The sequence below is a fragment of the Pseudomonas sp. PvP009 genome (assembly GCF_017832995.1).
GTDB classification, from domain to species: domain Bacteria; phylum Pseudomonadota; class Gammaproteobacteria; order Pseudomonadales; family Pseudomonadaceae; genus Aquipseudomonas; species Aquipseudomonas syringae.
In genome coordinates this window covers 264,436-288,712 of the sequence record NZ_JAFIBG010000001.1, presented here as the reverse complement: position 1 = coordinate 288,712, position 24,277 = coordinate 264,436, and the positions used below count along the sequence as shown (strand labels likewise).

15 protein-coding genes are annotated in these 24,277 nt (G+C 57.5%); 4 read left to right on the top strand and 11 right to left on the bottom strand.

The window, feature by feature from the left end; all coding sequences use genetic code 11:
• The first annotated feature begins 178 nt into the window (after positions 1-178).
• Both JOE29_RS01175 and JOE29_RS01170 read left to right on the top strand, forming a co-directional pair.
• On the top strand, positions 179-2,617 hold the full coding sequence (locus JOE29_RS01175; RefSeq protein WP_210078731.1) for a fibronectin type III domain-containing protein: 2,439 nt from the start codon (positions 179-181) through the stop codon (positions 2,615-2,617).
• 770 nt (positions 2,618-3,387) lie between these two features.
• Positions 3,388-10,557: a PI-PLC X phosphodiestherase-like domain protein gene (locus JOE29_RS01170; protein ID WP_210079992.1), complete on the top strand. Its 7,170-nt coding sequence runs from the start codon at positions 3,388-3,390 to the stop codon at positions 10,555-10,557.
• 2 nt (positions 10,558-10,559) lie between these two features.
• On the opposite strand, the gene JOE29_RS01165 is transcribed toward JOE29_RS01170, so the two are convergent.
• The 6 genes from JOE29_RS01165 to JOE29_RS01140 all read right to left on the bottom strand — a co-directional run bounded on the left by JOE29_RS01165 (position 10,560) and on the right by JOE29_RS01140 (position 18,307).
• Positions 10,560-11,357, bottom strand: coding sequence for an electron transfer flavoprotein subunit beta (locus JOE29_RS01165; RefSeq protein WP_099314834.1), 798 nt, complete (start codon positions 11,355-11,357; stop codon positions 10,560-10,562).
• Entirely contained in the window at positions 11,347-12,567 is a 1,221-nt protein-coding gene (locus JOE29_RS01160; RefSeq protein ID WP_210078730.1) for an electron transfer flavoprotein subunit alpha/FixB family protein, read from the bottom strand. The genes JOE29_RS01165 and JOE29_RS01160 overlap by 11 nt, the downstream gene beginning before the upstream one ends.
• Positions 12,567-14,528: a dimethylglycine demethylation protein DgcB gene (gene dgcB / locus JOE29_RS01155; RefSeq protein WP_024665613.1), complete on the bottom strand. Its 1,962-nt coding sequence runs from the start codon at positions 14,526-14,528 to the stop codon at positions 12,567-12,569. The genes JOE29_RS01160 and dgcB overlap by 1 nt, the downstream gene beginning before the upstream one ends.
• 109 nt (positions 14,529-14,637) lie before the next feature.
• Positions 14,638-16,698 carry a dimethylglycine demethylation protein DgcA gene (dgcA, locus tag JOE29_RS01150; protein WP_210078729.1) on the bottom strand — a complete coding sequence of 687 codons (2,061 nt, stop codon included), beginning with the start codon at positions 16,696-16,698 and terminating at the stop codon, positions 14,638-14,640.
• A 15-nt stretch (positions 16,699-16,713) separates the two neighbouring features.
• Complete coding sequence (locus tag JOE29_RS01145) at positions 16,714-17,244, bottom strand: DUF5943 domain-containing protein (RefSeq protein WP_046266937.1); 531 nt, start codon at positions 17,242-17,244, stop codon at positions 16,714-16,716.
• A gap of 85 nt (positions 17,245-17,329) precedes the next feature.
• Positions 17,330-18,307: a dipeptidase gene (locus tag JOE29_RS01140; protein WP_210078728.1), complete on the bottom strand. Its 978-nt coding sequence runs from the start codon at positions 18,305-18,307 to the stop codon at positions 17,330-17,332.
• Positions 18,308-18,534: 227 nt separating this feature from the next.
• Between JOE29_RS01140 and JOE29_RS01135 the strand changes: the two genes are divergently transcribed.
• On the top strand, positions 18,535-18,945 hold the full coding sequence (locus JOE29_RS01135; protein ID WP_210078727.1) for a lysozyme inhibitor LprI family protein: 411 nt from the start codon (positions 18,535-18,537) through the stop codon (positions 18,943-18,945).
• A 55-nt stretch (positions 18,946-19,000) separates the two neighbouring features.
• The gene (locus JOE29_RS01130; RefSeq protein WP_032659344.1) at positions 19,001-19,420 is read left to right on the top strand and encodes a DUF3010 family protein; all 420 of its coding nucleotides are present in this window, start codon (positions 19,001-19,003) and stop codon (positions 19,418-19,420) included.
• A 1,580-nt stretch (positions 19,421-21,000) separates the two neighbouring features.
• Here JOE29_RS01130 and fba read toward each other — a convergent pair.
• From fba to JOE29_RS01105, 5 genes are all read right to left on the bottom strand, one after another.
• Entirely contained in the window at positions 21,001-22,065 is a 1,065-nt protein-coding gene (gene fba, locus JOE29_RS01125; protein WP_003316351.1) for a class II fructose-bisphosphate aldolase, read from the bottom strand.
• A 113-nt stretch (positions 22,066-22,178) separates the two neighbouring features.
• Positions 22,179-22,505: an MliC family protein gene (locus JOE29_RS01120; RefSeq protein ID WP_003320832.1), complete on the bottom strand. Its 327-nt coding sequence runs from the start codon at positions 22,503-22,505 to the stop codon at positions 22,179-22,181.
• Positions 22,506-22,557: 52 nt separating this feature from the next.
• Positions 22,558-22,755 (bottom strand): hypothetical protein, encoded by a 198-nt coding sequence (locus tag JOE29_RS01115; RefSeq protein ID WP_003316353.1) that lies wholly within the window; start codon positions 22,753-22,755, stop codon positions 22,558-22,560.
• Positions 22,756-22,839: 84 nt separating this feature from the next.
• Positions 22,840-23,070, bottom strand: a complete 231-nt coding sequence (locus tag JOE29_RS01110; RefSeq protein ID WP_003393690.1) for a putative lipoprotein — start codon at positions 23,068-23,070, stop codon at positions 22,840-22,842.
• Between the two features lie 27 nt (positions 23,071-23,097).
• Complete coding sequence (locus JOE29_RS01105) at positions 23,098-24,261, bottom strand: phosphoglycerate kinase (RefSeq protein ID WP_003316355.1); 1,164 nt, start codon at positions 24,259-24,261, stop codon at positions 23,098-23,100.
• Positions 24,262-24,277: the final 16 nt, after the last annotated feature.

The window sequence follows — 24,277 nt, the reverse complement described above, 5'->3', positions numbered from 1 at the left end:
GTTTACCCCGCCAACGCGATCCTCAAGGGCTGACTCACTTCATTCTGGAAGCGAGTCGGCCCGAACCACGCCGACACAAAAGCCCTCCCGCCGATACCGTCATTTCTGACAGTTACGTGAAAAAAACTTTCGTGATCAACTCTCGTTGAAGTCAATCCAACGGACGGAGACACGAATCATGCTCAACCCAAAAATCATCAATCAATATAAAAACAAGAAGGTCGACGCCGCATCGACCATGACGGATATATCAGGGAAAAATATCCTCATGGGTTTCTGGCATAACTGGCCCTCCGAATCAGGTCAGGGTTACCAGCAAGGTATGTTCGAGGAAATGGCGCTGACCGAGATCGACAAAGCCTATAACGTCATCGCAGTGGCCTTCATGAAAGGCGCCGGCATACCGACCTTCAAGCCTTATAACCTGAGTGATGAAGAGTTCCGTGCGCACGTGGCAGAACTCAATGCCCAAGGCCGTGCGGTGCTGATCTCGCTGGGCGGGGCCGATGCGCATATTGAACTGTATGCCGGTCAGGAAGAAGCGCTGGCGTGCGAAATCATCTACCTGTGCGAAACCTATGGCTTTGACGGGCTGGACATTGATCTCGAACAGGCTGCCATCACTTTTGCCGATAACCGCACCGTATTACCCGCCGCACTGAGAATGGTCCGCGAACATTACGAGACCGAAGGCCAGCACTTCATTATCAGCATGGCCCCGGAATTTCCCTACCTGCGATCGGCTACCCGCGATACACCGCTGCTGAAGGAAATCACTACCCAGTTTCCGTTTCTGAAAGAATTCGTCGCCTTTCTGACGTCCTTCAAAAGTGGCGGCGCGTACCTTGCGTATATCGAGGCGCTTGAGGACCTCTATGACTTTATCGCGCCTCAATACTATAACCAGGGTGGCGACGGTATATGGGTAGAAGAGCTCAACCTGTGGGTGACACAAAACAATGATGCCCACAAAAAGGATTTTCTCTACTACCTGACCGACAGCCTGATCCACGGCACGCGTGGCTTTAGCAAAATCCCGGCGAACAGGCTTGCGATCGGCTTGCCCACCAATAATGACGCCGCCGCAACAGGTTATGTGATCAATCCGGACGACGTGAAATACGCCATGGACAAACTGCAGGACGACGGCAACCCGATTCGCGGCCTGATGACCTGGTCGGTCAACTGGGATAACGGCATCAGTAAAGATGATCACGCCTATAACTGGGAGTTTGCCAAACGCTACAGTTATCTCACTGGCGGCGAAACGCCTGTACCCGGCAAACCAACAGTCCCTGCTGACCTCAGGTCAATCGAGCAAACCCCAACGTCGGTGAAACTCGTCTGGTCGCTGTCAGTGGGTGTGCCCCCGGTATTGCGCTATGAACTGTGCCGCAACAGCGACAACAGCGACAACAGCGTGTCGTTATTTGCGGACAGTCCTTCGTATGACGATATCGGCCTTCAGCCCGGCACCACTTACAGTTATCAGGTACGTGCCATTAATATCATGGGCAACACCTCGGCATTCTCCGCAGCAATCAGCGTGAGTACCCAGGCAGAAAGTGGAGGGGGGCAGAAACCGACCACACCGGTCTTGAGCCTGTCAGGCGTCACCGATAAAAGTGTATCGCTGAAATGGACACTGTCTTCCAGCGACATCGAAAACGGAAACGGAATCGACAAGTATCAAATTGGCCGGGATGGCTGGCCTATTGCGGCGGTCCTCGCTGATCAGCCGCCCGAATATACCGATACTGGCCTGACAGCGGGTAAAAAGTACACCTACTTCGTAGTTGCAAAAGACACACAGTCTCAGTGGTCAGAGGTCAGTAACCTGTTGGAAGTCTCAACCGATCCAGCACCCGAAAAACCTTCAGTGCCTGTCGACTTCAGGTCAACCGCACGGACCACCACATCGTTGACGCTGGACTGGAGTGTTTCAGCGAATGCCAACGGTCCGTATCACTACGAACTGTTCCGCAATGATATTTCGATAGGCACGGACAAGGTTCCCCCCTTTGTCGATGAAGGCCTTTGGCAAAGCCGACTTTATGGTTATCGCATCATAGCGACCGACGGTCTGGGCAACAGCTCAGAGCGCTCTGAAGAACTTCTGGCCACCACAGACGCCCAGCCATCCGTGGACCGTCCTAGGCCTCCACAAAATTTGCGCCACACAGGCTCGACGGCCACCAGTATATCGCTTGCATGGGATGAACCTGCCAGTCACGGAGGCCTTGCTTCCTACCAGATTCACACTTTCAACGCGCCTACTGTGTACGTCGACTCAACGGTACTCGCTTATACCGTCGAAGGCCTGAGTCCCGGCAAGAACTATCAGCATCTGGTCGGCGCGCGTGATGTAAATGCAGAATTGTCTGGGCCCAGCAGTGTTGTGCAGACCTCGACCCAAGCCGCATTGCCTGCATGGAAAACAGATACCGACTACGCGAAGGGGGATAAGGTGATGCATGCTGGTGCCTCTTACATCTGCCTCAATCCTCACCATTCACAAATAGACTGGTACCCAGGCAGTGCGCCGACGCTATGGGCGCCCTGGACCGAGCAAGCAGGCGGCAGAGGTTTCCGCGACTGGCCCAAAGAATGGCAGTGAACCTCGTGCGTCCCTATCCTGGCTCATAAACAGACGGTGACGATGTAATAACTGAACGACTTATCCACAGCGCCCAAAAAGCGTTTATGGGTAAGTCGTTTTTTCATGGACCCGGAAATAGCCAGGACAACAACGACTTACCGTGGAACACCTTATGCACAGAGCCTGTATGTTTTTTAACCAAGTCTCTGTAGAGCTTCATTTCATTGGGCTACAGACGAGCACGAACACCTTATCCACAGAAGCGCCAACAGACTTTGGGTACAACTTTATCCAGATCCCTAATCCGCTGTGGACAATTTCTGAAATGGCCAAAAAAACCTCGCTTTCGAGAAGATTTCACGAGCAACACACGACCCTGATCATTTTTTGAACAATAGCTCAAAACCTTCTAAATATAAGGCCTGCAGACAACCACGAACAAGTTGCCCACAGTCACACCAACAGAGATTGTGGGCAAAGTGAGCGTTTGAAGGAACGCACCTGCACGCTTATCCACAAAAAGCTCAATGGAAATAACAACTTGGAATTGATCAATTTTTGAGCGCTATGACACAAGCCACGTCCCACCGGAGTTTCAGGGATTAACGAACACTTTATCCACAGGCACACGCACAGGGATTGTGTGTAAGTCCACCCAGGCGGGGAGTCACGTCAACCTATCAAGGTTGCGAGTATCTCGATGCGCGCCATGCGCATAGGTTCGTCTTAGCGCTCTTCTATTCAATCAAAGACGCAATTCCGAGCCACTGCGAATGGACGCGATCACCATGAAAAAATACCAAAGGACTGTATGGTCAGTGGCTTTCGTCACAGGCCTGCTAGGGGCCTGGCTCGTCAGTGCTGCGCCAGATAAGGGCCCCTCCTCTACAACATCACCAGCGGTGTCGGCTGCGCAGGTGCAGGCCGTCGGCGTAGAAGTGAATGCGGGCACGTTCGAACAACCACGACTGGCCGGAGAACCCGCTTTCAAGGGTGCCGTGTTCTTCGCCCAAACGGGCCAGTTTGCTGCGTTCTACATCGCAGCCTTCGACAGCCAGCCTGAGCAACTCGATCCAGCCCTTCCAGACACACCCCATTCGACGGAATTCTGGACCTATGCAGGTCAGCATTCAGGTCTGGGCCCTGACCTGAAGCGATTCGACGAGCCAACCCGAGAGGGGGCACTTCACCTGGCAATGATCGAAGGCAAAAACGCCTTGCTGAGCTCGAAAATCAACGGAGCCCCCGGTCCGCAAACGCCCTATCCGGTGACAGCACAGAGCAATGATTTTTGGGACTTCATCGGATTCTTTGACAAGCCCGGCACGCCTGAAGCGATGAAGACCGATCAGGATCTGGTATGGCCTGGCGTCTTCGTGTATTTCGAACAGTCCAAGACCGTATATCTGGCGCAGCACACCGGACGCCCAAGCGTCGATAGATGGCCAGCACCCGACACAGAGCAAGGCGCTGGGTACTGGAAGTTGGCGGGAACCCGGTCAAACATTCCGGCCGCCCTTACCAAGCCCTGGACCGACATGAGCGTGTCGCAAGGCTCTTATTACCGCAACCCGCTGACCCCTCTACGCAGTCGCTACTACGCCTCCACGTTTATCGGATTTGCGCCCCTTCTGAACGCAGAATTCCCAAGCGGCCCGCAAAACAATCAGTACTGGGATTATCGGGGTGTACATGAAGGCTCAAACATAGACCAGAAGGCCTTTGGAGAAAACACGGCGCTGGAAAAACTGCATCGGGCCAAAATGCAGGGCAAATGGGTTTCGTTCGCGGCCCATTTCTCAGGGCCGGTTGAACAGCCTTACCCGACGTCGCCCATCAATACCACTTATTGGGGAGTGCGCCACATCACCCAGAATGCCGGAACCTGGTGGGACCCCAGGACTGATCTGGACACCGACACTTGGGTAGGCGCTATCCATTCAACACCGCTGGGCCAAGGGAAAGCACTGTACCGAGCGCTGAAAGCCTGGACCGCGCCCGAAACCGGCTGGGATTACAGCCAGACCGACGAGTTTCAGTCACTGGGGACTTCCCTCCATGCAGGAACAGTAGCCGACCCGAAGACCCAACAAGAATTTACCTGGCCCGGTGCAGTGCATGAAATGCTGATCGACCACAACCCGGTCTATTTTGTCTCGCTGGCAGAAGGCTTTCCCTCCGAGCATGACTGGCCGCTGCCAGTCACACCAGAAAGCAACGAGTATTGGTCATATATTCCGGAGATAAAACCGCTGGGCACTTTCGAAGCCCCGAGGCGCTTCGATGACTACAGCCAGGCAGGTTCGGTCTACGTGGATGACACTGCTCCAGGCTCGCGCACATTCTATGTTTCCAATTACGAAGGCTATCCCGCCAACGATCTCGACAGCTTCTCGACGGTGGGTACCGTCGATCCTTATTGGATCTACGCAGGCCGGCATGCAGGCACATGGAGTGACTTCAAGCCTTTCGATGACATCACCCGGGTCGGTGCACTGCACGAAGCCTCGATCAAGGGTCAGCGTGTAGCGCTGCGCTCACTGTTCGACGGCATGCCCTCTGCCGCGACGCCTTACCCAAGTGATCTTGCCAGTAACACCCACTGGGAGTTCGTCACCGTGTTCAAACACGCCGGTACGGCAGACGATTTCAAAGGCCGTGATGACGCCACATGGCCGGGCGCGCTGCACCTGGATGAAGATCAGCACCTCATTTTTGCGGCCCGGCAGCAGGCTCAACCGGTTGCAGGGGGGTGGGTTTATCCGGTGGGCGAAACAAGTGATGATCAATGGAGCTACGTGTCCTCACTCAACGGCGGCACCGCCGAAACGCCACGCGAACGTAACGACATCAACACCCCCGGCGCAATCTTTGCCGACCAGCTTGGCCTGACCCGTCAAAAACTCTTTCGCAGCAGGTTTTCCGGATTTGCCCAGGATGCAGGGGCGATATATCCCTCCGGTGAAGAGTCCAACGACTTCTATGAGTACGCCGGAGAACATGCAGGCACTTTCTCTGACCCCAAACCCTTCACCGACCCTACCTGGCCGGATGCGGTACACGTGGCCACCATCAATGGGCAACGGGCGTTTCTCAAATCGAAGATGACCGGAAAGCCCTCTTCGCAAACACCCTACCCCGAAGGGCTGACAAGCACAGACTTCTGGGAATTCATGTTTACTTCCGATCAGGCCGGCACTTACGCCGACCCCAAATCATTGAGCGGCCAAACCTGGATTGGCGCTGTTCATGAGTACAGCTCATCAGGCAGGAGCCAGCTTTACATCGCTCAGCAGTCGGGAAACCCGATCGCCGACAATTGGCCTCTCCCGACTGCGGGCGACCCAGAGTATTGGAAAGTGATGGGGCTGGTGCGACACAAAGGTACTTTTGCCGATCCGAAAGGCTTGGATGAAATGACCAGCCAGGGGTTGATTCACGCCACTACTATTGAAGGCCAAAACGTCTACTACCGCTCCCTCGCACGAGGCGTACCCCAGGCCAATAACTGGAGTTACCCCGCGCCCGGGACTGACAACGAATACTGGGAGTCTCTGGGCGCAAACGTTCCCGAAGGCACTTGGGCCGATCCGAAAGGCTCCTCCGGTTTCACATCGCCCGGAAGAATTCATGCGGTGCAAGCCAGAGACCGTACGCTGTATCTGCTCTCCAAAGTCGATGGGCTGTTTGCCGAGAACGACTGGCCGATCCCGCTGGACGGAGAAAATGATTACTGGACAGTAGTCGGGGCATCCAGGCATTCGGGTGAGATTATCGATCCCAAGGACCAGCAGGAAGTGACCTGGACCGGTGCTATCCACATGAGGCAAGACGAAAACACCAGACGCTATTACAGCTCGAAAATTGTGGGCAACCTGGCAGCAATCGGCGCCGACCATCCCCTGCCTGCGGCGGAAACCGACAATGCCTGGTGGTCCTTCATAGGCCGGGCTGCCCACGCTGGCACACAGAGCGATCCGGTCCAGTCGGGTGAGGTGATCAGACCTGGAGAAACCGTCAGGGTTACCCGCACAGCAGACGAGTATTATCAGGCTCGTTTTGCCGGGGTTTTCAACGCTGAACGCGCACTGCCCGACTCGCAGAAAGACAATGAAGACTGGTCGTATATCGGCAAAAGTGCGTTCGCCGGCACCTTGCAATCACCCAAGGATGCTTACGAAATCACCTGGCCTGGCGCGATTCACCGCTTTGAAGTCGATGGAAAGGCTTACTTCGCAAAATCTCTCGTAGAGGGCGCACCTGGCCAGGACGGATGGCACTATCCGGCACCGCCTGACAGTAACGAGCAATGGTCTTATCTGGACATGGGCATTCACGCGGGCAATTGGCTCGATCCGAAACCTGAATTCGATGCAACCTGGCCCGGCGCACTGCATGTGATGAAGATCCCCACCGGCATTGGCGAAGGCTTTACCCGATGGTTTTTCAGATCGAAAATCTGGGGGTATGTCATGGACGATGAATACGGCTACTTGAACCCGAACAACTTCGAACACGTTGGTTATTCGATTTTCCAGGGCACGCTGAACAGTCCCAAGATGTTCGATCAACCCACCTGGGTGGGCGCCATCCATCAGGACCTGGAAACACAGTTTCTGTTCGAGGCCAAAAAATCCGGCCAAATGGGTGTAGAGGTAGGCGAACACCCAACGACGCCGACGGATAACGAGTCCTGGCACTTCCTGGGCATCAGCAAGCACTCAGGCGTCTTGCGCGATCCCAAAGAATGGGACGAATATACCTGGCCCGGCCGGCTGCACCGCTATGAGCATGGTGGCAAAACACTCTATTTCCATGCACAGATGACGGGGACACCTTCAGACCATAACTGGTACTACCCGACCGATGAAAGCAGCACAGAGCAGTGGGCCTATTACGGCACGACGTCGCATGCAGGCACTTTTGCCGACCCTCATACAGCTGACGAAGTCACGTGGGGCGGAGCGATTCATCGCGTAGAAAAAGACGGCATTCGCTTCTATTTCAAAGCGAGGATCACGGGTATACCCAACGAGCAGAACTGGGTCTACCCCACAAGCGCCACGAGCAATGAATATTACACATACATAGCAACCGGAAGACACGCCGGTACTATCAGCGATCCCAAGGAGGTGAACGAGCCCGTCATACCCGGCGACTATGTAATAAAAGCGCGTAAGGACGGTGATTATTATTTTATAGCCAAAAACAGCGGCGTTCCTTCAGCGAACAACTGGCCGTTCCCCGCGGAACAAGTAGACACCGAAAACTGGGTTTTTTATGGTATTTCGAGAAACGCAGGTACGCTCAATGAACCCAAGGGGTGGGAAGAAGTCAGCTGGCGTGGTGCCGTGCATGTGCGAGAAGTCACAGGGATGCGTTTATTGTTTAGCGTAAATTCCGATAGGGAAGGCATACCTTCTCAGGACAAATGGACCCTGCCTCCGAGCGAGCCGCTGGACGCTGACGAAGTGAAGCCTCCGAGCAAACCGCTGGACGCCGGCGAAGTGGAGCCTCCGCCTCCAGACCCAACGTATCCCGCCTGGAAATTTCTTCAGATCACGCACCTTAACGGAACACGCGACCAGCCCAAAAGCCTGTCTGACTGGACGCAGAACGGCCTTGTCCATCAGACAACCATTGATTATCAAAACATGTTGTTCACGTCGAAATTTACAGGGAAAAAAGACTACCCAAAGGATCAGCCGGCTAAAGAAGATCCCGTTGACGACAAGAGTTCTACGTGGTGGACGTTCTTCAGCAAGGGAAAGGGTACCTTCGAAGAGCCCAAAACCTGGTACGACTACGCCTACCCGGATGATATCTACAGCTACGACTACCAAGGCGAGCGGTTGTTATTCCGCGCTGAAAAAGAAGGTCGTCCAGCCGCCCATTACCGGTACTTTCCAACCTCGGAATACAGCACGGCAGACTGGACATACCTCTACAAAAATGAAGGTAATTACGCCGATCCCAAAACATGGAAAGAATTTACGCGTAAGGGGGAAATTCATCGTCACGAGGTTAATGGCCAAGCATTGTTCTTCGAGGCCTTGCACGAAGGCAGCCCGGCCAGACTTAACTGGTATTACCCGGAGGGTGGCACCAACAACATGTACTGGACCTATGTCGGCAAGCATGCGGGAACATGGCAGGATCCGAAGGAATGGGACGAACCTACTTACCCCGGCGCCATTCACGCTCAGAATAACATCACTTTTTACCGTTCGAAATTTTCCGGCAACGCGGCCGAGCATAACTGGTATTACCCGACCAACGGAAAAGAAAACGCCCTGTGGTTCATTGTCAACAAAGATGCCTATGCAGCACCGGGCATCAATGACTTGACCAAGACATTCGATCAGTACACATGGGTCACCGCGCACAACGCCTATCTGGACGCCTATAACCCGCAATTGGAACGTGGTATCAGAGGGTTCATGCTGGATATCCACTTGGATAGGGGCGATTACAATGGGCAAAAACAAGTTCGGGTATGCCATAAACCGGCGGACGGCGGATGCTGGTCGACCGCTCCCTTGTTAAAAGATGTGCTCAAAGAGTTCATTGTCTATTTGAAGAAAGACCGAAACGCCGTTATTTCCCTGCTGTTCGAATCGACATTGACCTCAAACGAGCTGCGCCCGGTGCTGGAACAAGTTCCTGAAATAGCCGACTACAGCCATGTGTCCAACGGCGACAGCTGGCCAGTACTGGGGGACATGATCGACACTAACAAGCGCCTCGTCATGTTATCGCAAGGAGAGGTGGCGAAGCTGTACGCGCTGGCCGGCAAACACGCCGATGTTCTTCCTGCACCCAAAACGCAGGTTGAGAATACCTACGATCTGGGTGCAACGTCGCTGGTTCATGACTGGCAATGCAAAAGCCGTTTCCCTGCCATGGACCTTTCACTGCGTCGCCGTGACGGCCGCCTGCCGCGGTTATTCGTTCTCAATCAATTCCATTCCTGGGGCAGTACCACGCTGCATGCAGGAAACATGGACAATAACCTGACCTGGTTGCAGCGCCGGGTGGAAAACTATTGCGGCGAAGCGACCGGTTGGCGCAAACCCAACTACCTGGCCATTGATTTCAACCAGGTGGGTGACGCACTTCCCTATGCCGCTACGCTGTCTCAAGGCGGTCTTTATTTCTATGAAGACAACCGGGCCAACCGTGCAGGGGACACTTCCTGCGTAGTGCCGGTCAATCAGAGCGGGGGTACCAGCGGCGTTCAATATGACCTGAAGCTTGCCTCGCGCGGGTGTGAGAACGACGAACTCAAGTCAATGGAACTTGAGGGTGTTCGAGCGGGCACACGTATTGAACTGTACGACAACCCCAACGGTGACCGGCAGGATGACTTCACAATCATCGACGTCAAACAATCGATCCCCATGGGCAAAAGGGTGCGAATCGATTCATTCGAGGGCACAAGCGATACGTTCTATTACCGTAAGCTCGCCTCTCGCAATAACGGGCTCGACGGTAAGGTTTCACGAATAAAAGTGTTTAACAAGCCAGACGATAACGACATCAGCGACGCGAGTATTGTGTTCTATGAAGGCAATGGGGCAACAGAGAATATTGTCTGCACGGTCCCCTTCAACGTCGACAGGCAATTCAAGATGGGCAGTGGCAATAACAGCTACGGCTGCGACAACGATGAAATGCGCTCTGCCAAAATACTCAAGGCCGGCAAGGGATCGTGGTTTTCGGTAACTGGCAAGCCGGATGGAACCTTTGGTCAAGGCTTCACAGAAGTGAGGTTCAAACGAGCCATTTTGATACCCATCACGATTCCGAGTTTCAATCGCAGTTACGAAAACGCGGATGTCAAAGTTGCAGTCAGCAATGGCGGTGGTCTGGACGGGAGTGTTTCCTATGCCTACTTCGGGCCCGCCTCCGAACAGAAAGGCAAACCGCCCATCAAAGAGGCCAGCACAGGACCCTAGTCTTACTTTACGACGCCCTCATCAATCAACAGCTTCAGAATCGCGGCTGCGCCCTCTTCAGGGCGCAGCCCCTTAAGCACCTGGCCCCCGCCGCCACTGGCCTTGGCAGTCGCGGCTTTCATGCGATCAGCGCCGCTCTTGGCCTTGATGACCTTCAGGCGCTTGGGCCTAGGTCTGGCGGGCTGCAGCGCTTGATGCGTCAATAACTCATCGGCAACGACCTGAACGATTTCGGTGTCCAGCGTGCCACGCTGTGCAGGCCCGAACGCGCTCTGTCGAGGTTTGGGAGCTGCGTTATCCACAGTGGCCAGAAACGGCAGACGAACCTTCAGCCGGCGACGCTGGCCGCGAGGCAGAGCCTGCAAGACCAGCGCGGTGCCGTTGTTCAGCGACTCGACTTCAGCCAGACCGGTCACCAATGGCCAGCCCAGCCTCTCAGCCAACAGAAAGGGCAGCATGCCCGACCCTTCACCGGTTTCAGCCTGGCTGCCAGCCAACACCACCTGTGCGGCAGAATCCCGGAGGTAGTCAGTCAACGCAACCAGCGCATCAGCGCCCTCGGGTTGCTCCAGCACATGCAGTTCGTTGAGCCCCATGCCAAGGTAAGCACGCAGCGCCGGTTCTTCGGCATTGCCGGCGTGCAGCACCTGCAAGTTATCCCCAGCCAATTGCAAACCGAGCTCGACGGCCCGCGCATCCTGTTCAGCGCGGCGCGCACGACCTGATGTCGGATGCGCCCCGATGGACACCAGACTGATGATCTGTACCGCATGCTTATCCACAGACACTTCAAGCTGCATCGCGTTTACCTCCGCTGCGCCAGGCTTCGACTGCGGCGATCAGCGCAGTGAGCACTTCGGCGCTCTCGCCGATGACCGATAGATCAGCGCGCTTGACCATGTCGCACCCCGCATCCAGATTGATCGCAATGACCTTGTCACAGGCGACGATGCCCTGCAGATGCTGGATGGCCCCAGAAATACCGACGGCAACGTACACCCTTGCGGTCACCCAGGTGCCACTCGCGCCGACCTGCCGCTCGCGGCCCATGAAACCGTCGTCCACCGCCACCCGCGACGCCCCTTCGGTGGCCCCGAGTGTCGAAGCGGCTTGATGAAACAGGTCCCAGTCCCTGACGCCATTGCCGCCAGACAGAATGAATTCGGCCTCAGCCATGGGGATAACCCGGGGATCGACGGCTACCGCCCCCAGGTCCTCGATACGCGGCAGACTGCGCGCCACGCCTGTGGACAACTCGACCGGAAATACCTCGTGGCGGGTTTCGCTGACCGGTTCGGCGCACTCCACAGCGGCAAGAATCAGGCGCGCCAGAGGCCGGACCAGGTCTTCGCGGCCAGCGCCTGCCCGACTTATGCACAGCTGGTCCTTGACCTGCCAGACCCGCGTTGCAGGTCGCTCGCCGATGCTGGCGGCAAAACGTCTACCCAGTTCCCCACCGCCGCTACGACTGTCCGGCAACAGCCAATGGCGCGGGTTGAACTGGTTATCCACAGCCCGCAAACCCTGCACGCGCTGTTCCGGTGAATAACCGTCGAACCCGGCACCGTCGATAAGCAACAGCCGATCCACGCCCGCAGTATCGAATGCAGCTTCCTTGTGCTCGCCGAACACCACCGCCAGCACGGCACCGTCGGCCCCCGCCAACTGACGCGCCAGCCCCAGCAAGTCACGGTCGTGGCTGCTCAGGCGGCCGCCGACCATATCGGGCACCACCGTGATATAGAACGCTGGCTCGGCCACCGTATGCAGCGGCAGCTGCACATCGGCAGCAACCGAACGCTTGACCGCGCCGCCCTGCTGCAAGCCGCTGCGGTCAATGCGCTTGATACCGTTGGGGCCGATAAAACCCTGACCATGCACGTTTTTGCGCATCAGGCCATTCGGCCCCATCCAGCTGTTTTGCGCCGGCTGCATGGCCGCATGCAGTGGGTGCAGTCGATTGCGGGCGATCCACTCGGCGCGTGGATCACGGCGGATAATGTCACTCATCAGAGCACCTCCGCGGGTTCACGTTTGGCAGGCGTTGGCGTGCTGGGGACAACGTCCTCAATCAGAGCATCGGCCACCAGTTCGGCAATGTCCTTGATCAGCGGTCGCGGTTCGACAACGCCTTCGAGCATGGCGGTACACTGTGGACAACCTACCGCGACCAGTTCGGCAGCCGTTTCACGGATGTCGTCCATGCGCATGTCGGGAATCCGTTGTCTGCCGGGAATGTCAGTGATCGGCGCGCCGCCACCGCCACCGCAGCAGCGGGAACGGAAGCCCGAGCGCTGCATTTCCCTGATCTCGATCCCCAGCGCACGCAGCACTTCACGCGGCGCCTCGTACTCGCCGTTGTAACGGCCCAGGTAGCACGGATCGTGATAGGTCACGCTGGCGCCTTTGTGCTGGCCCAGCGTCAGGGCGCCGTTGCGCACCAGCTCGGCCATGAAGGTGCTGTGATGCTGCACCTGATAGTCACCGCCAAAAGCGCCATATTCGTTTTTCAGCACATGAAAGCTGTGCGGGTCGCAAGTCACGATACGTTGGAAACTGTACTGGGACAGGGTCTGAATGTTGCGTCGGGCGAGCGTCTGGAAGGTCGCTTCATCACCCAAACGTCGCGCCACGTCGCCGCTGTCGCGTTCTTCGAGGCCCAGCACGGCGAAATCCACACCGGCCGCCTTGAGGACTTTGACGAACGCGCGCAGGGTGCGTTGGTTACGCATATCGAACGCGCCATCACCCACCCAGAACAGCACATCCACGGTTTTTTTCTCGCTGAGCAGCGTCAGGTTCAGATCCGCCGCCCAGTTCATTCGCCCGCCCGGCGCAAACCCGCCGGGGTTGTCGGTGGCGATCAGGTTGTCCAGCACTTCGGCGCCCTTGTTCGGCGTTGCGCCTTTTTCGAGGGTCAGGTGGCGGCGCATATCGACGATGGCATCGACGTGCTCGATCATCATCGGGCACTCTTCGACGCAGGCCCGGCATGTGGTGCAGGACCACAGCGTTTCGGCATCCACCAGCCCGTTGACGATGGGTTGATGAGGATTGCCGCCATGCTCGCCCAGCGGCTTGCCTTTACCGTCCAGCGATGGATACGGACTGCCCGCAAATTTTGCGTCAGTGCCACCGGCAAGGCCGACCACCATGTCCTGAATCAACTTTTTGGGGTTGAGTGGCTGGCCTGCCGCAAACGCCGGGCAGGCAGCCTCGCACTTGCCGCACTGCACGCAGGCGTCGAAGCCCAGCAGTTGATTCCAGGTGAAGTCCTGGGGTTTCTCCACGCCCAGCGGCGCGCTGCGATCGTTCAGGTCCAGCGGTTTCAGGCCCGTAGAACGTCCGCCACCAAAACGCTCGGCCCGGCGATGCCAGGCCAGGTGCAGCGCCCCGGCGAAGGCGTGCTTCATCGGCCCGCCCCAGGTCATGCCGAAAAAAAGTTCGCTCACGCCCCACAGTACGCCCAGCCCAAGAACGACCACCAGCACCCAGCCGCCGAAGTGCTCTGGAAGAATGCCCGCCACCGGCAACGTGACCAGAAAAAAGCTCGCAGAAAACGCCATGAGGCTTTTCGGCAGGCGCATCCACGGCCCTTTCGACAGACGCGCAGGCGGGTTGAGACGACGAAGATAGACAAACACCGCACCGACAAACATCACCGCCGTCATCAACAGCAGCGCATAGCCAAGCAGGCGATTATGCAGACCGAAACCGTGCACCAGAATCGCCAGCACAATCGAGGCCACCGCGCCGCCTGCGGTGGCCACGTGGGTGTTGGCGATGTATTTGTCACGCGCGACCACATGATGCAGATCGACCATGTAACGCTTGGGCATGGCCAGCAGCCCACCCAGCCAATCGACTTTCGAGGACCGACCGTTGCGCCACAGGGTTACCCGCCGCCAGGCGCCCAGCGCCGCAAGGGCCAGGGCGCTGAACAACAGGATCGGAAGAAGGGTGTCTAGCATCACGTTGACCTCAGGTGCGAGCTGCAAGCGTCAAGCTACAAGCTTCAAGAAAAAAGCACGGGGCAAACGCTTTTACTTGCCGCTTGCAGCTCACAGCTTGCAGCTGCCTTTAAAAATCCTTGCACAGCCGCAAGCCGTCATAGATCGCCGCGTGGGTATTACGCTGCGCCACGCAATCGCCGATACGAAACAGCAGGTAACCGTCACCCGGCTGGCTCAACGATGGCTGTGGCTGAATGGCGAACAGCGCGTCGATGTCAATCTGGCCCTTGTTGCGCGAACCCTCCTTGAGCGCGTAATAGATCGCTTCGTCCGGACGCACGCCGTTTTCCACCACCACCTGATCGACGACCCGCTCTTCCTTGCCGCCGGTGTATTCGTTCTCCAGCACTGCCACCAGCTTGTCGCCCTCGCGATAGACCTTTTCCAGCATCATGTCGCCGGTCATGATCACTTCCTTGGGGTACATGCTGCGGTAGTAGGTCGGGAACGAGGTTCCGCCAATCGCCACGCCCGGCTTGATGTCATCGGTGACGATTTCGACCTGGCAGCCCTTGTCGGCCAGAAAGTCGGCCACCGACATGCCGGTAAACTCGCAAATCGTGTCGTAGACCAGCACGTTCTTGCCCGGCGCCACCTTGCCGTCCAGCACATCCCAACTGCTGACCACCAGACCTTCAGCGGCCCCCCAGTGTTCGTTCTGCTCCAGAAACGGATGACCGCCGACCGCCAGCACCACGATGTCCGGGCGCAGGTCGAGAATGGTTGCCGCATCCGCGGCGGTCCCCAGACGCAGGTCGACTTTCAGGCGCGCCAGCTCCAGCTGGAACCAGCGCGTGATGCCGGCGATCTGGTCGCGCTGCGGTGCCTTCGATGCGGTGGTGATCTGCCCGCCGATGAAGTCCTTTTTCTCGAACAGGGTCACGTCATGGCCGCGTTCTGCAGAGACGCGCGCAGCTTCCATCCCGGCAGGACCGGCGCCGACCACCACGACCTTGCGCCTGGGTCCGGCGGATTTCTCGATGATGTGCGGCACGCCCATGTATTCGCGGGATGTGGCGGCGTTCTGGATGCACAGCACATCCAGGCCCTGATACTGGCGATCGATGCAGTAGTTGGCACCGACGCACTGTTTGATCTGATCGATCTGGCCCATCTTGATCTTGGCGATCAGGTGCGGATCGGCAATGTGCGCACGGGTCATGCCGACCATGTCGACATAACCGCCTTCCAGAATTCGGGTTGCCTGGTTCGGGTCCTTGATGTTCTGCGCGTGCAGCACCGGGGCCTTGACCACTTCCTTGATCCCGGCCGCCAGGTGCAGGAACGGCTCCGGTGGATAGCTCATGTTGGGAATGACGTTGGCCAGGGTGTTGTGGGTGTCACAGCCCGAGCCCACCACGCCGATGAAGTCGATCATGCCGGTGTCGTCGTAATACCTGGCGATCTGTTTCATGTCCTCGTGGCTGAGGCCATCGGGATGAAACTCGTCGCCGCAGAGGCGCAGCCCCACACAGAAGTCGGGGCCGACTTCCTTGCGCACCGCCTTGATCACCTCCAGACCGAAACGCATGCGGTTCTCGAAACTGCCGCCCCATTCGTCGGTACGCTTGTTGACGCGCGGGCTCCAGAACTGGTCGATCATGTGCTGATGCACCGCCGACAACTCGACGCCATCAAGACCACCGGCCTTGGCACGCGCCGCAGCGCTGGCGTAGTTGCCGATCACCCGCCAGATTTCTTCCGGCTCGATGGTTTTACAGGTTGCCCGGTGTACCGGCTCGCGGATGCCCGATGGCGACAGCAGGGTCGGCCAGTGATCGCCATCCCAACGTGAGCGACGGCCCATGTGGGTAATCTGGATCATGATCTTGGCGCCATGCTTGTGCATGGCGTCGGCGAGGTTCTGGAAGTGCGGGATGATTCTGTCGGTCGCCAGGTTGACCGACTTCCACCAGCTTTGCGGGCTGTCGATGGCCACGCTTGAAGAGCCGCCACAAATGGCCAGACCGATGCCGCCCTTGGCTTTCTCCTCGTAGTACTTCACGTAACGATCCGTGGTCATGCCGCCATCGGTGGCGTAAACCTCGGCGTGCGCGGTGCTCAGCACGCGATTGCGGATGGTGAGTTTGCCGATCTGGATCGGCTGGAACATCGCTTCGAAAGCCATAACCCGATCCTCGATTTACAGCGGCTTGACGACGAACAGACCGTCGTCATGACCTTCTTCGGAACCACCGTAAACCTGCTCGGCAACCGTGCGCACAGCGCTGCCGCTGGCAGCGAGGATCTGATCCATGGCCCCGGCGAACCAGCCGGTGAACATGTAATCGACCTTGCGCCCGACCTTGCCGTAGACGTACACGAAACAGGAGTGTTCCAGCTTCACACTGGCAGTGCCTTTCTCGATGTCGATGTCCTGGATCTTGAACAGGCCCCAGCCGCGCTGCGACAGACGCTTCATGTAGTGCTCGAACACCGCAACGCCTTCCAGGCCATGGCATTCGGCCTCCTTTTCGCACCAGTGCCAGGCGGATTTGTAACCCGCCTTGTAGAGGATGTCGGCGTAGGCATCGGCGCCCAGCACGTCCTCGATGCCCCTATGGTTGTTGACGAAAAAGTGCCGTGGCACGTAGAGCATCGGCAACGCATCGGAGGTCCAGACGCCGGTTTCGCTATCGACTTCGATGGGCAGTTGCGGGGCGATTTTAGCCATGGCGGTCAAACTCCAGATGATTCGGGCTACACCCACCGCTCGAAGCGGCCGTGGGGGTTCAATTCGATAAGGTATGGCGGGCGGGTTACTCGCCCCAGACGTCGGCCAGAACGTTGACCCAGTTCTCGCCCATGATCTTGCGCACCACGCGTTCGGAGTGACCGCGCTTGAGCAACGTTTCAGTCAGATTGGGAAACTCCCCCACGGTGCGAATGCCCAGCGGGTTGATGATCTTGCCGAAGTTGGTCAGGCGGCGGGCGTAACCTTTGTCGTGTGTCAGGTACTCGAAAAATTCCTGGCCGTGACCCTGGGTGAAGTCAGTACCGATGCCGATGGAGTCTTCGCCGACGATGTTCATCACGTATTCGATGGCTTCGGCGTAATCGTCGATGGTCGACTCGATGCCCTTGGCCAGGAACGGCGCAAACATGGTCACGCCGACAAATCCGCCGTGGTCGGCGATGAACTTCAGTTCGGCGTCGGACTTGTTGCGCGGGTGTTCCTTGAGGCCGGACGGCAGGCAGTGGGAATAGCAGACCGGCTTTTTCGATTCGAGAATGACTTCTTCCGAGGTTTTCGAGCCGACGTGGGACAGGTCGCACATCACTCCGACGCGGTTCATTTCAGCGACGATCTCACGACCGAAACCCGACAGCCCGCCGTCGCGCTCGTAGCAGCCCGTGCCCACCAGATTCTGGGTGTTGTAGCACATCTGCACGATGCCCACGCCGAGCTTCTTGAAGATCTCGACGTAGCCGATCTGGTCTTCATAGGCGTGCGCGTTCTGGAAGCCGAACAGGATACCGGTCTTGCCCAGTTCCTTGGCCTTGCGGATGTCGGCAGTGGTATGAACGGGCATGACCAGGTCGCTGTTTTCGCGCATCAGTTTCTGGCTGGTGCAGATGCTGTCGATGGTCGCCTGAAAGCCCTCCCAGACCGACACGGTGCAGTTGGCCATGGTCAGGCCGCCCTTGCGCATGTCTTCAAACAGCTCGCGGTTCCACTTGGCGATGATCAGCCCGTCAATAACGATGCTGTCGGCGTGTAATTCGGCTGGGCTCATCAGGCTGTCCCCTTTTTGATTCCGGTGCGCCGAATCGGCTGTCGGCGCTAATGGGGTCAGCATATGCCGGAGGGTCAGGGGAACCGGGTGCAAAAACGACAGGGGGTTTGCCGAAAGCGTCAAGATGCGACAAAGGGGGACGGCGTGTCGTCGTGCGATGTCGTAAACCTGTTCAATGTCTCGCGCTTGAGACAGAATCGAGCCTATCAATGGATCGGAGCGACTCGATGAAAACGTTTTTGCTGACCCTGGCCCTTATGACGACGGCTGTGACTGGCGTACACGCCGCTCAGACCCCTGACGCGTCGCCGTGCGACGGTGTCGAGGACGACAAGCAGACCCTTGAATGCTCGGCCTACAGCCGCACCACTGCCGAACAGTTGCTCAAGGAGAACTTCGACAACCTGCTCAAGCGCGTTCAGTCGCAGTTCGTTGCCAACAAGACGCAGTTCAACGACTTTACCAGCAAGCTCAAGACCGCTCAGCAAGCCTGGGAGAAGCTGCGTGACGCCGACTGCGCGGTTGAAGTCTTTCCTTCTGCAGCAGGTAGCAAGGCCTTCACCATCAGTGAAAACGATTGCGTTGCACGCATGAGTGACGAGCGCTCGGAGTATCTGGAGTCGATAGCTCAGGAATAACGTCTACGATGAGATAACCTGCCTCTTTATATGAACGAGCTCATCAGGTTTTCTCATGATTATTTGCGGTGTAGAAATCAAAGGCAGCGAAGCCATCTTCGCCCTCGCCACTCGACGTAATGGTGACATCGAGCACTTGCCGCTCGCCACGAAGAAGCTTGCACTGGAGGACGATGACGAGGCCGCCAACGTCAAAGCCTTCTCCACGCAACTTGCCGGTTTCGTGCGTGAAAACGGCATCAGCCATGTGGTCATCAAGAAGCGCAGCAAGAAAGGCGAATTCGCTGGCGGCCCGACCACTTTCAAGATCGAAACCATCTTTCAACTGATGTCCGATTGCAACGTGGTGCTGATCTCACCGCAGACCGTCAATGCGCAGAACAAGAAACACACCTTCGTCCTGCCCGACACCCTGAACAAGTATCAGCACGAAGCGTACAAGGCGGCGTGTGCGGGGGTGATGAAGAGCGTTTAGACGCTTCAAGAGCTTCCGGAACGGCATGCCCACGCGGAGTACCCATCGTTACGCACAAGTCCGCTTTTGATTCTGGCCGAAGGCCGTGGGAGCGAACTTGTTCGCGAAGACGGTCGTTCAGAAAATGCATTTTCGGAGAATGTACCGGCCCTTTCGCGAACAAGTTCGCTCCTACGCCCGCCGGGCAGAAGCGAGATTGTTCAGGCTCTTCAGCTTCAAGAGCTTCCGGAACCGCATGCCCACGCGGAGTACCCATCGTTACGCACAAGTCCGCTTTTGATTCTGGCCGGAGGCCGTGGGAGCGAACTTGTTCGCGAAGACGGTCGTTCAGAAAATGCATTTTCGGAGAATGTACCGGCCCTTTCGCGAACAAGTTCGCTCCTACGCCCGCCGGGCAGAAGCGAGATTGTTCAGGCTCTTCAGCTTCAAGAGCTTCCGGAACCGCATGCCCACGCGGAGTACCCATCGTTACGCACAAGTCCGCTTTTGATTCTGGCCGAAGGCCGTGGGAGCGAACTTGTTCGCGAAGACGGTCGTTCAGAAAATGCATTTTCGGAGAATGTACCGGCCCTTTCGCGAACAAGTTCGCTCCTACGCCCGCCGGGCAGAAGCGAGATTGTTCAGGCTCTTCAGCTTCAAGAGCTTCCGGAACCGCATGCCCACGCGGAGTCCCCATCGTTACGCACAAGTCCGCTTTTGATTCTGGCCGAAGGCCGTGGGAGCGAACTTGTTCGCGAAGACGGTCGTTCAGAAAATGCATTTTCGGAGAATGTATCGGCCTTTTCGCGAACAAGTTCGCTCCTACGCCCGCCGGGCAGAAGCGAGACTGTTCAGGCTCTTCAGCTTCAAGAGCTTCCGGAACCGCATGCACACGCGGAGTCCCCATCGTTACGCACAAGTCCGCTTTTGATTCTGGCCGGAGGCCGTGGGAGCGAACTTGTTCGCGAAGACGGTCGTTCAGAAAATGCATTTTCGGAGAATGTACCGGCCCTTTCGCGAACAAGTTCGCTCCTACGCCCGCCGGGCAGAAGCGAGACTGTTCAGGTTCTTCAGCCTCAAGAGCTTCCGGAACCGCATGCCCACGCGGAGTCCCCATCGTTACGCACAAGTCCGCTTTTGATTCTGGCCGAAGGCCGTGGGAGCGAACTTGTTCGCGAAGACGGTCGTTCAGAAAATACATTTTCGGAGAATGTACCGGCCCTTTCGCGAACAAGTTCGCTCCTACGCCCGTCGGGCAGAAGCGAGATTGTTCAGGCTCTTCAGCTTCAAGAGCTTCCGGAACCGCATGCCCACTCGGAGTACCCATCGTTACGCACAAGTCCGCTTTTGATTCTGGCCGAAGGCCGTGGGAGCGAACTTGTTCGCGAAGACGGTCGTTCAGAAAATGCATTTTCGGAGAATATACCGGCCCTTTCGCGAACAAGTTCGCTCCTACGCCCGCCGGGCAGAAGCGAGATTGTTCAGGCTCTTCAGTACTTGTGTCTAACCATGAGCGCGGAGCATTCATTCGCCTGGCAGGTGCTTTTGGCCGGACATAAAAAAACCCGCATTTCTGCGGGTTTTTTCAATGCTCAGTCAACTCAGTTGACCTTGGCATCCAGTTCGCCACGCGCGTAGCGTTCGAACATGGCGTCCAGGGAGATCGGTTTGATCTTCGAGGCGTTGCCAGCGGTGCCGAACGCTTCATAACGGGCGATACAGACGTCACGCATGGCCGAAACAGTCTTGGCCAGGTATTTGCGCGGGTCGAACTCGCTCGGGTTTTTGGCCATGAATTCACGGATGGCACCGGTCGAGGCCAGACGCAGGTCGGTGTCGATGTTGACCTTACGCACGCCATGCTTGATGCCTTCAACGATTTCTTCGACCGGCACACCGTAGGTTTCTTTGATGTCGCCGCCGAACTCGTTGATGATCTTCAGCCATTCCTGTGGAACGGACGAAGAACCGTGCATCACCAGGTGAGTGTTGGGGATGCGCTTGTGGATCTCTTTGATACGCTCGATCGCCAAGATGTCGCCGGTAGGCGGCTTGGTGAACTTGTAAGCGCCGTGGCTGGTGCCGATGGCGATGGCCAAAGCATCGACCTGAGTGCGCTTGACGAAGTCAGCGGCCTCTTCCGGGTCGGTCAGCATCTGACTGTGATCCAGAACGCCTTCCGCGCCAACCCCGTCTTCTTCACCGGCCATGCCGGTTTCCAGCGAACCCAGCACGCCCAGCTCGCCTTCCACCGAAACGCCGCAGGCGTGAGCGAAAGACACCACGCGACGGGTAACGTCGACGTTGTAGTCGTAATCGGCTGGGGACTTGCCGTCTTCACGCAGCGAGCCGTCCATCATGACCGAGCTGAAACCCAGCTGGATCGAGCGCTGGCAGATGTCAGGGCTGGTGCCGTGGTCCTGGTGCATAACCACCGGGATGTGCGGAAATTCTTCGATCGCGGCGAGGATCAGGTGACGCAGAAACGGCGCACCGGCGTATTTGCGGGCACCGGCAGAAGCCTGAACGATCACCGGGGAGTCGGTCTTGTCGGCCGCTTCCATAATGGCGCGCATCTGTTCCAGGTTGTTTACGTTGAAAGCTGGAACGCCGTAGCCGAATTCGGCTGCGTGGTCCAACATCTGGCGCATGCTGATAAGTGCCATTGTCTGTTTCTCTCCCGGTAGGGTCGTTAGTCGAGCAAGCCTGCCGTAGTGGCGGCTGCCATTCAAGTTATAAGCTCAGCCGCGAGGCCGTGCGTGTGTGCCCGAGATCCGACTTATCTGGCCTTGCAGCCGCGACCGATCAGATCGTTGGTAGCGTCCCAGTAGATCAGGCCCTCGCTACCCTTGTTGACGAATGCCAACACATTGTTGCTGTACAGCGTACCGCTGGCAGCGCCGGGTTCGGCCTTGAGCCTGAACACCTGATCGCTCTGATTCAGACGCACATCGACTTCCTTCTTGGCCGAGTCGATGTAGCGCCAATTGACCTCTGCATTGCTGTCGCATACCCAGCGATTCCAGGGGTCATTCTGCTGCGGTGAACTCATGCTCGAACAACCGCCAAGCACTGCCAAAACCCCAAGGGCAATCACGCCTTTCATTACGTCTCCTGGCTGCCCTGCGAAACGCGGCACGTGCCGGTCGTTTCAACTGTCAGGGGCAGTTCTGTTCCTGATTTCGGTCATCGGCCGGCTCACCGGTGACATGTGCCTCGACCCGTTGACTGTTTTCAGTCGTCGGCACATTCACGGCAGCCGGGCTGAATATCTGACAGGTCTTGGCACGCGAGCCAGAACCGGTACAACCAGCCAGTACAATGCAGCTCATCAGAGCCAGGGCAGCGATCTTCATGGCGAAACTCCTTTCGCGGAAAAATATCCACCCTTTAAAGACCGCTGAAGCCCGTCAATGTTGCCAACGGGTTTCAGACCTGGCTCACAGACAGCCTACATTGCCGGTCCGCGGTATGAATTCATAACGATCCCAAACCTCCGGACCGCCACGTTTGTAGACCACCGGCACCGTTTCTGCCTGCCAGCCCGCCTGATAGCAGCTTAGCTGGAGCGGTTGAGTCGGGGAGTCGCTCTCCACCTCTTCAGCCGCAGGCTTGCCCGCGCAACCGGCCAGTAAACCTGCGATGAGAAACCACGGTAACGCCCTGACCATTGACCACTCCTTGTCCAAAGCTTTCACTCAAGCCTTGGCGCGTTGTTCGAGCACTTCCACCGCTGGCAGAACCTTGCCCTCCACGAACTCGAGGAACGCACCGCCACCGGTCGAAATGTAGGAAATCTTTTGCGCAACACCATACTTGTCGATGGCTGCCAGCGTGTCGCCGCCGCCCGCGATGGAGAACGCTTGGCTTTCAGCGATGGCCTTGGCCAGCGTTTTAGTGCCTTCACCGAACTGATCGAACTCAAACACGCCGACCGGACCGTTCCACAGGATAGTCCCGGAAGATTTCAGTAATTCGGCGAAATGCGCAGCAGTCTGCGGGCCAATATCGAGAATCATGTCGTCATCGGCGACCTCACCGATCAGTTTGACGGTAGCGGCAGCGCTTTCGGCGAATTCTTTGGCAACCACCACGTCAGTCGGCAACGGCACGCTGACTTTGGCGGCGATGGCGCGTGCGGTGTCGAGCAGATCAGGTTCGTACAGCGATTTACCGACCTTGTGACCGGCCGCAGCCAGGAAGGTGTTGGCTATGCCGCCGCCGACGATCAACTGATTGCAGATGCCGCTCAGGCTGTTGAGCACGTCCAGCTTGGTGGAGACCTTGGAGCCGGCAACGATGGCGGTCATCGGCTGAGCCGGAGCGCCCAGGGCCTTGCCCAGTGCTTCGAGTTCGGCGGCCAGCAGCGGTCCTGCGGCGGCCACTTTGGCGAATTTGGCCACGCCGTGAGTGGAACCCTCGGCACGGTGCGCGGTGCCGAAGGCATCCATCACGAACACGTCGCACAGCGCTGCGTATTGCTGCGCCAGCTCGTCAGTGTTCTTTTTCTCGCCCTTGTTGAAGCGAACGTTCTCGAACAGGACGACATCACCGGCCTTCACGTCGACCCCGTCCAGGTAATCGGCAACCAGAGGAACGTCACGACCCAGCGCCTTGCTCAGGTAGTCGGCAACCGGCTTGAGGCTGTTCTCGGCAGAAAACTCACCCTCTGTCGGGCGGCCAAGGTGCGAGCAGACCATGACGGCCGCGCCCTTTTCCAACGCCAGCCTGATGGTCGGCAGCGAAGCGAGGATACGTGCATCACTGCTGACCACGCCGTCCTTTACCGGGACGTTGAGGTCTTCGCGGATCAGTACACGTTTACCTTGCAGATCGAGGTCGGTCATCTTCAAGACGGTCATGAGCATTCCTGTTTTT

What these genes read in the sequence shown, in the direction of transcription:
- dgcA (WP_210078729.1), bottom strand. Translation starts at nt 16,698, where the DNA reads ATGGCTTTCGAAGCGATGTTCCAGCCGATCCAGATCGGCAAACTCACC.
- JOE29_RS01170 (WP_210079992.1), top strand. Translation starts at nt 3,388, where the DNA reads ATGAAAAAATACCAAAGGACTGTATGGTCAGTGGCTTTCGTCACAGGC.
- fba (WP_003316351.1), bottom strand. Translation starts at nt 22,065, where the DNA reads ATGGCACTTATCAGCATGCGCCAGATGTTGGACCACGCAGCCGAATTC.
- JOE29_RS01135 (WP_210078727.1), top strand. Translation starts at nt 18,535, where the DNA reads ATGAAAACGTTTTTGCTGACCCTGGCCCTTATGACGACGGCTGTGACT.
- JOE29_RS01175 (WP_210078731.1), top strand. Translation starts at nt 179, where the DNA reads ATGCTCAACCCAAAAATCATCAATCAATATAAAAACAAGAAGGTCGAC.
- JOE29_RS01115 (WP_003316353.1), bottom strand. Translation starts at nt 22,755, where the DNA reads ATGAAGATCGCTGCCCTGGCTCTGATGAGCTGCATTGTACTGGCTGGT.
- JOE29_RS01130 (WP_032659344.1), top strand. Translation starts at nt 19,001, where the DNA reads ATGATTATTTGCGGTGTAGAAATCAAAGGCAGCGAAGCCATCTTCGCC.
- JOE29_RS01110 (WP_003393690.1), bottom strand. Translation starts at nt 23,070, where the DNA reads ATGGTCAGGGCGTTACCGTGGTTTCTCATCGCAGGTTTACTGGCCGGT.
- JOE29_RS01160 (WP_210078730.1), bottom strand. Translation starts at nt 12,567, where the DNA reads ATGAGTGACATTATCCGCCGTGATCCACGCGCCGAGTGGATCGCCCGC.
- JOE29_RS01120 (WP_003320832.1), bottom strand. Translation starts at nt 22,505, where the DNA reads ATGAAAGGCGTGATTGCCCTTGGGGTTTTGGCAGTGCTTGGCGGTTGT.
- dgcB (WP_024665613.1), bottom strand. Translation starts at nt 14,528, where the DNA reads ATGCTAGACACCCTTCTTCCGATCCTGTTGTTCAGCGCCCTGGCCCTT.
- JOE29_RS01105 (WP_003316355.1), bottom strand. Translation starts at nt 24,261, where the DNA reads ATGACCGTCTTGAAGATGACCGACCTCGATCTGCAAGGTAAACGTGTA.
- JOE29_RS01140 (WP_210078728.1), bottom strand. Translation starts at nt 18,307, where the DNA reads ATGAGCCCAGCCGAATTACACGCCGACAGCATCGTTATTGACGGGCTG.
- JOE29_RS01145 (WP_046266937.1), bottom strand. Translation starts at nt 17,244, where the DNA reads ATGGCTAAAATCGCCCCGCAACTGCCCATCGAAGTCGATAGCGAAACC.
- JOE29_RS01165 (WP_099314834.1), bottom strand. Translation starts at nt 11,357, where the DNA reads ATGCAGCTTGAAGTGTCTGTGGATAAGCATGCGGTACAGATCATCAGT.